5 protein-coding genes are annotated in these 6,310 nt (G+C 74.3%); 1 reads left to right on the top strand and 4 read right to left on the bottom strand.

Going from position 1 to position 6,310, the window contains the following annotated elements:
- Positions 1-79: 79 nt before the first annotated feature.
- The 3 genes from ACLU3S_RS35190 to cobT all read right to left on the bottom strand — a co-directional run bounded on the left by ACLU3S_RS35190 (position 80) and on the right by cobT (position 3,830).
- Positions 80-844 carry a hypothetical protein gene (locus tag ACLU3S_RS35190; protein WP_413956038.1) on the bottom strand — a complete coding sequence of 255 codons (765 nt, stop codon included), beginning with the start codon at positions 842-844 and terminating at the stop codon, positions 80-82.
- 22 nt (positions 845-866) lie between these two features.
- A complete protein-coding gene (locus ACLU3S_RS35185) occupies positions 867-2,663 on the bottom strand; it encodes a phosphatidylglycerol lysyltransferase domain-containing protein (protein WP_413956037.1) in 1,797 nt (598 codons plus the stop codon).
- 90 nt (positions 2,664-2,753) lie between these two features.
- On the bottom strand, positions 2,754-3,830 hold the full coding sequence (gene cobT / locus ACLU3S_RS35180; protein WP_413956036.1) for a nicotinate-nucleotide--dimethylbenzimidazole phosphoribosyltransferase: 1,077 nt from the start codon (positions 3,828-3,830) through the stop codon (positions 2,754-2,756).
- Positions 3,831-4,040: 210 nt separating this feature from the next.
- Here cobT and ACLU3S_RS35175 point away from each other — a divergent pair, with 210 nt between their 5' ends.
- Positions 4,041-5,027 carry a class I SAM-dependent methyltransferase gene (locus ACLU3S_RS35175; RefSeq protein ID WP_413956035.1) on the top strand — a complete coding sequence of 329 codons (987 nt, stop codon included), beginning with the start codon at positions 4,041-4,043 and terminating at the stop codon, positions 5,025-5,027.
- 42 nt (positions 5,028-5,069) lie between these two features.
- Here ACLU3S_RS35175 and ACLU3S_RS35170 read toward each other — a convergent pair whose 3' ends face one another.
- Positions 5,070-6,272: a bifunctional adenosylcobinamide kinase/adenosylcobinamide-phosphate guanylyltransferase gene (locus tag ACLU3S_RS35170; protein WP_413956034.1), complete on the bottom strand. Its 1,203-nt coding sequence runs from the start codon at positions 6,270-6,272 to the stop codon at positions 5,070-5,072.
- Positions 6,273-6,310: the final 38 nt, after the last annotated feature.

The raw sequence follows: 6,310 nt of genomic DNA, 5'->3' as shown, positions 1-6,310 counted from the left end.
GTCTGGGCCGGGGGAGAGCGAGCGCGGTCAACGCCCTCGCGTGGCAGGACGGCCGTTGGGCGGGGTCCGGGTCGGTCCTTCAGGGCTGGATCGGGGGCAGGCCCGACCCCGGGCCGGTCCGGGTGCCGGACCGGCCCCGGGTCGGGCGGAACCGGCGGGCGCGGGCTCCGCGCAGCCGGTGCCGAAGTGCATGTCCGTAGCGGTGTCGCACCGCCACCGCCAGGCACAGCGCCCCCACGGCCATCAGCGCCGCCAGGTGCTCCTTGCCCGCCAGGTTCTCCTTGATCAGCACCTCCCCGACCATGGCGACGGTCACCGCACCCGCCGTCAGATAGGCGCCGTAGCGCCAGGCGACGAACACGGCGAGCCCCACCACCGCCGCCGACGGACCGGTGTCCACCACCTGCGCGTCCGTCCACGGCAGCCCGAACGGGGCGTGCGCGCCGAGCCCGATGCCGACGCGCGCGTACATCGTCCCGGCGAGCGTGGCGACGAACGCGATGGCCAGCGTCCGCCACCAGCCCAGGCACACCTCGGCGATCCCGAACACGAACAGGATCTGCGCCAGCGCCCCCCACACCGGCAGGTCCAGCGCGGGCACGAACAGCGACAGGGGAGTGCGCAGCAGCGCCAGCCACAGCGGGTCCTGGGCCCGTACCGCCCCCGCGTTCTGCACCAGTTGATAACCCCAGGACTGGTTCTGCACGTACTGGAGCACGGCCGTCAGGCACACCGCCCCGGCGGTCATCGGCATCGCCCGCAGGCGCGGTCTCAGCAGGGGCTCGCGCACCGTCGCGTACAGCAGCCCCCACTCGGCGCGGGCCCAGCGGGCGAGCCTGTTCATCCAGCGGTCCTCATCCGTGCGGTCATCTGCGGGTGCCGAGCTGCCTGCGATGCAGCCACTTCGGCAGCCCGGGCGCCTCCAGGAAACCCTCCGCGCGGGCGGACGCGAGTCCGATGCGCAGCAGGTCCGCGCTCTTCTCGAAGAGCAGGAACCGCGGCTCCCAGATGGGCCGGTACTTGGCGTTGGCGCGGTACAGCGACTCGATCTGCCACCAGCGGGAGAAGAAGCTGAGCAGCGACCGCCACAGCCTCAGCACCGGTCCGGCGCCGAGGCGCGCGCCACGTTCGAAGACCGAACGGAACATCGCGAAGTTCAGTGACACCTGGGTGATCCCGATCTCGTCGCCGCGCCGCAGCAGTTCGATGACCATGAACTCCATCAGTCCGTTCTCGGAGTCCCGGTCGCGCCGCATCAGGTCCAGCGACAGCCCGCGCGGCCCCCACGGCACGAAGGACAGCAGCGCGCGCAGCCGGCCCTCGGCGTCCGTGCACTCCAGCATCACGCACCGCCCGTCCTCGGGGTCCCCGAGCCGGCCCAGCGCCATGCTGAACCCGCGCTCGGTCGCCCCGTCCCGCCAGTCGTCCGCGCGCTCGACGAGGTACGCCATCTCGCCCGCCGGGATGTCCTCGTGCCGCCGGATGCGCACCGTGTACCCGGCCCGCTTCACCCGGTTGTACGCCTGCCGGACGGTGCGCATCGCCCGCCCCTCCAGCGTGAAGTCGGCGACCTCCACGATCGCCTCGTCGCCGAGTTCGAGGGCGTCGAGGCCGTGCCGGGCGTACACGGTGCCCGCCTCCTCGCTCGCCCCCATCACCGCGGGGATCCAGCCGTGCGCCCGCGCCTCGGCCAGCCAGGGCGCGATCGCCCCCGGCCAGGCCTCCGGGTCCCCGATCGGATCCCCCGAGGCGAGGCTCACCCCGCCGACCGCGCGGTAGGCCACGGCCGCCTTCCCGGTCGGCGACCACACCACGCTCTTCTCCCGGCGCAGCGCGAAGTAGCCCAGCGAGTCGCGCTCGCCGTGCCGCTCCAGCAGCGCCCGCAGCCGTTTCTCGTCGTCAGCGGTGAGCGGGTCCACGGCACGCCGGGAGCGGAACGCGGCGTAGAACACGGCGAGGACGAGGGCCGTGCTGAGCACGTTGACGGCGACGTTGGCCCAGTTGGGCGGGGCGATGCCGGGGAAGCGGTTCTCGTCGGCGGCGACCGACACCAGGCGCAGGGTGCCGTAGTGCCAGCGCTCCAGGAAGGTCGAACGGGCCGCGTCCGGCGCCTGGTTGGTGACCGTCACCAGCAGCCCGGCCGACAGGCTCGCGACGATCCCGCCGACCACGGCGACGGTCGCCGCGAGCCGCGGGTTGGACCGGTCGCCCTTGGCGTAGAACTCCCGCCGGCCGACGAGCAGCGCCCCGACGAACACGGCCGTCAGCACCAGCGAGACCCAGTTCTGCGCGTACCGCCGGATCTCCGGGAACGCCATGGCGAACGCGAACAGGGCCAGGAAGGCGCCGCTGAGCACGACGTTGAGGATCCACGCGGCCCGCTTGCGGCGCCGCATGGTGATCGCCAGAAAGGTGGTGAACACCCCGGAGGCGAAGCCGGCCGTCAGCAGGTACGGCGTGAAGAAGTCGTCCTGGTTGTGCCGGCGCACGTCCTGGTAGAGCGAGACCCACACCGCGCTGAGGAAGTTGATGAAGGCGACGGTCCGCAGGTACCAGACGGCGAGAGCGGCGGCTCGCCGGGACACCCCGGTCGACCGCCGGCCCTCCTCGTCCGGGCGCCCCGGCTCGGCTCGCTGCGGCACCGCAATTCGGGCATCTCCCATGGTGCAGGATCATATGGGGGCGCCCGTGGTGAACCGCACTTATCCGGCCGCGGTGGCCGGCGGTCCGGCCGTCACCCCATCAGGCGCGGCTCACTCCGGCTCGTCACCGGGCTTCTCCTGCGGTTCCCGCTCCGGAAGTTCGGCGGCCAGCGCGGCGGCGGCCCGCACCAGCGGCAGGGCCAGCAGGGCGCCCAGGCCCTCGCCGACCTTCACCCCCTGATCCAGCAGCGGCTCCAGCGCCATCCGGTCCAGCGCCTTGGCCTGCCCCGGCTCCCCGCTGTCGTGCCCGGCCAGCCACCAGTCCGGCGCCCGGAAGGCGACCCGCTGCCCGACCAGCGCGCAGGCGCCGGCCACGACACCGTCCAGGATCACCGGCAGCTTCCGCACCGCGCACTGCAGCAGGAATCCGGTCATCGCCGCAAGGTCCGCGCCGCCCACGGTCGCCAGCAGCTGCAGCTGATCGCCGAGCACCGGCCGCGCCCGGCGCAGCGCGTCCCGGATCGCCGCGCACTTGCGCATCCACGTCAGGTCGTCGATCGCGAGCCCGCCGCGCCCGGTCACCACGGACGCGTCGGTCCCGCACAGCGCGGCGACCAGCACCGCGGCCGCCGTGGTCCCGCCCACGCTGATGTCGCCGAGCACCACGAGGTCCGTGCCCGAGTCGGCCTCCTCGTCGGCGATGGCGATGCCCGTGCGCAGGGCCGCCTCGGCCTCGTCGAGGGTGAGCGCGTCCTCGATGTCGATCCGGCCGCTGCCGCGCCGCACCCGGTGCCGCACGACCTCCTCGGGGAAGGCGTCCGGCGCGCAGTCCAGGGCCATGTCCACGATCCGCACCGGCACCTCGAGCCGGCGCGCGAGCACCGCCACCGGGCTGGCGCCCTCCAGCACGTCCCGCACCAGTCGCTCCGCGCTGCCCGCGGGCCGCGCCGAGACGCCCAGTTCGGCGATGCCGTGGTCGCCGGCGAAGAGGATCACCCGCGGCCGCTCGACCGGCCGTACCGGCACGGTGCTCTGCGCGGCGGCCAGCCACTCGCCCAGCTCGTCCAGGCGCCCCAGCGCCCCGGGCGGCACGATCTGGCGCTCCCGCCGGGCCTCGGCGTCACGGCGCACGCCCCCGTCCGGGCGCTCGATCAGATCGGTGAAGTCGTCCAGATTAAGCCTGCTCATTCGCCGAACAGTACCGCCAGCGAACGAGCGCTTCCGCGTCACACCGCCACCACACCCCCGCGACGTCATTGCACCCAAGATCGCTATCCCATACGTTCCGTTTGCAGCGAAATGTCGCAGTGAGGTGTCGCAGCGGAATGTCGCAGCGAGATGTCGCAGGGGGATGCCGCAGTGGAATGTCGCAGCGGAAAGTCGCACAGGGAGCCGCTCATGCCGACCTCGCCCCTCGTCCCGGAGACCCTCCCGCGGTCCTCCGACCCGTTCCACGAGCAGCGCCGCGAGACCTGCCCCTGGTGCGGCTCCGCGCACCTGCGCACCCGGGTGCGCGCCAGCGACCCCCTGCGGCACCGGCCGGGCACCTTCGTCCTCGACGCGTGCGACGAGTGCGGCCACGCCTTCCAGAACCCCCGGCTCACGGCGGAGGGACTCGCCTTCTTCCACCGGGACTTCTACGAACGGCAGCTGGAGGAGTTCGCCGCGCGCGTCCTGTCCGCCCGGGCGGTCCGCCGCCGGCACCGGGCCGCCGCGCACAAGCTGTCCGCGCTGCGCGAACCGGAGAGCTGGCTCGACGTGGGCACGGGCCACGCCCGCTTCCCGGAGGCGGCGAAGGAGTTCTTCCCGTACACCAGCTTCGACGGCCTGGATCCGACGGCCCGGGTCGAACAGGCCCTGCTTCAGGGCCGGATCGAGGAGGCCCACCGCGGCTACCTCACCACCCCCGGCATGACGGCCCGGCTGCGCGCCCGCTACGACGTGGTCAGCATGTTCCACCACCTGGAGCACACCCTGGACCCGCGCGCCGAGCTCAGGGCCGCCCTGACGGCCCTGCGCCCCGGGGGCCACCTCGTCGTCGAGGTCCCCGACCCGCGCTGCGCGTTCGCCTTCCTGCTGGGCAGATGGTGGCTGCCCTACGGCCAGCCCCGCCACCTGCACCTGATGCCTCTGCCCAATCTGCGCGCGGAGCTGGAGACCCTGGGCTGCACGGTCCTCGTCACGGACCGGCGCGCCCCGCACATCCCCTACGACCTGTCGGCGGCCCTCACCCTGCTCCTCGCCCACGCCCACCCGCTGCTGAAGTGGGCCCTGTCCCCCCTGCTCGACGTGGCCTGGGTGCTGGACAACACCCTGGCCCCGCTGCTGCGCCGCACCCCGTTCTCCAACGCGTACCGGATCGTGGCCCGCAAGGACTGGGGATAGCCGCGTGCGCGGCCCCGGCCGGCCGTACCGGCCCCGCCGCGCTCAGCCGCGCAGCACCACGGCCTGCCCGGCCACCACCAGCAGCACCTGCTCGCACTCCGCCGCGAACGCCGCGTTCAGCCGCCCGAGTTCGTCGCGGTACCGGCGGCCGGAGGCGGTCGCGGGCACGATCCCCGACCCCACCTCGTTGGACACGGCGACGACCGTGCGCCGCGTGCGGCGCACGGCCTCCGCCAGCTCCCGCACCCGCTCCCGCAGCGCCTTCTCCCCGCCCCCGGCCCACTCCGCGTCGTCCCACGCCCGCACGGAGTCCATGACGTCCGTCAGCCACAGCGACAGACAGTCGATCAGCATCGGCGGACCGTCCTCCGCGAGCAGCGGCACCAGATCCGTCGTCTCCGTGGTGCGCCACGACCCCGGCCGCCGCTCCCGGTGCGCGGCCACCCGCGCCGCCCACTCGGTATCCCCGCCCCGCGTCCCCCCGGTCGCCACGTAGAGCACGTCCGGGAAGGACTCCAGGCGCCGTTCGGCCTCCACCGACTTCCCCGAGCGCGCCCCGCCCAGCACCAGTGTCCGGCGCGGCACGTCCGGCACGTCCTCGTACGGCCCCACCACCAGCGTCGTACCGTCCGGCACCGCACGGGCCCCCGCCGCGGCGAGGCGCCGGCGCAACTCCGCGCCCGGCGGCACGTCGTGGTCGAGGTGGACGGCGAGCACGTCCGTCGTCGGGTCGACGGAGCCGACCGCCCGCAGCCGTGCCAGCGCGTCCGGGCGGCCCACGACGTCCAGCAGGACCATGTGGTACGACTCCGCCGCCGACTCCTCCAGCCCGGCCGGCGCCCCGCCGGGCGGCAGGTACAGCAGCCGCTGCCCGTCCGGCCCCGTCACCGCGTACCCGGTGCCGCCCGCGTCCATCGCCACGGCCCGCACCCGATGCCCCGTCAGCAGCGCCAGCTCCCGCCCGTCCGGTACCCGGCCGGGCTGCGCGAGCCCGGGCGGCACCTCCACCGGGGGGCCGTCGTGCGGATGCGACAGCAGCACCTGCCCCACCCCGGCCAGCGAATGCCCGGCCCGCGCCGCCGCGAGGGCCGCGCCCGGCGTCAGATCGAGCAGCAGCGCCCCGTCCACGAGCAGCGCGGTCGCCGCCCGCGCGTCCGGCCCCAGCGCGGTCGCACAGGCCGCGCAGGGGCAGTCGGGCCGGGGCAGCCCCGCCGGGGCGCCAGTACCGAGCAGAGTGATTTCCACGGGTCGATTTTCGCCTGTCCGATCAGGTCTTGCGCTTC

The sequence above is a fragment of the Streptomyces sp. AF1A genome, assembly GCF_047340315.1.
Lineage (GTDB): Bacteria > Actinomycetota > Actinomycetes > Streptomycetales > Streptomycetaceae > Streptomyces.
Note: the sequence above shows the minus strand (reverse complement) of the source record. Positions and strands in the feature narration are given on the sequence as shown.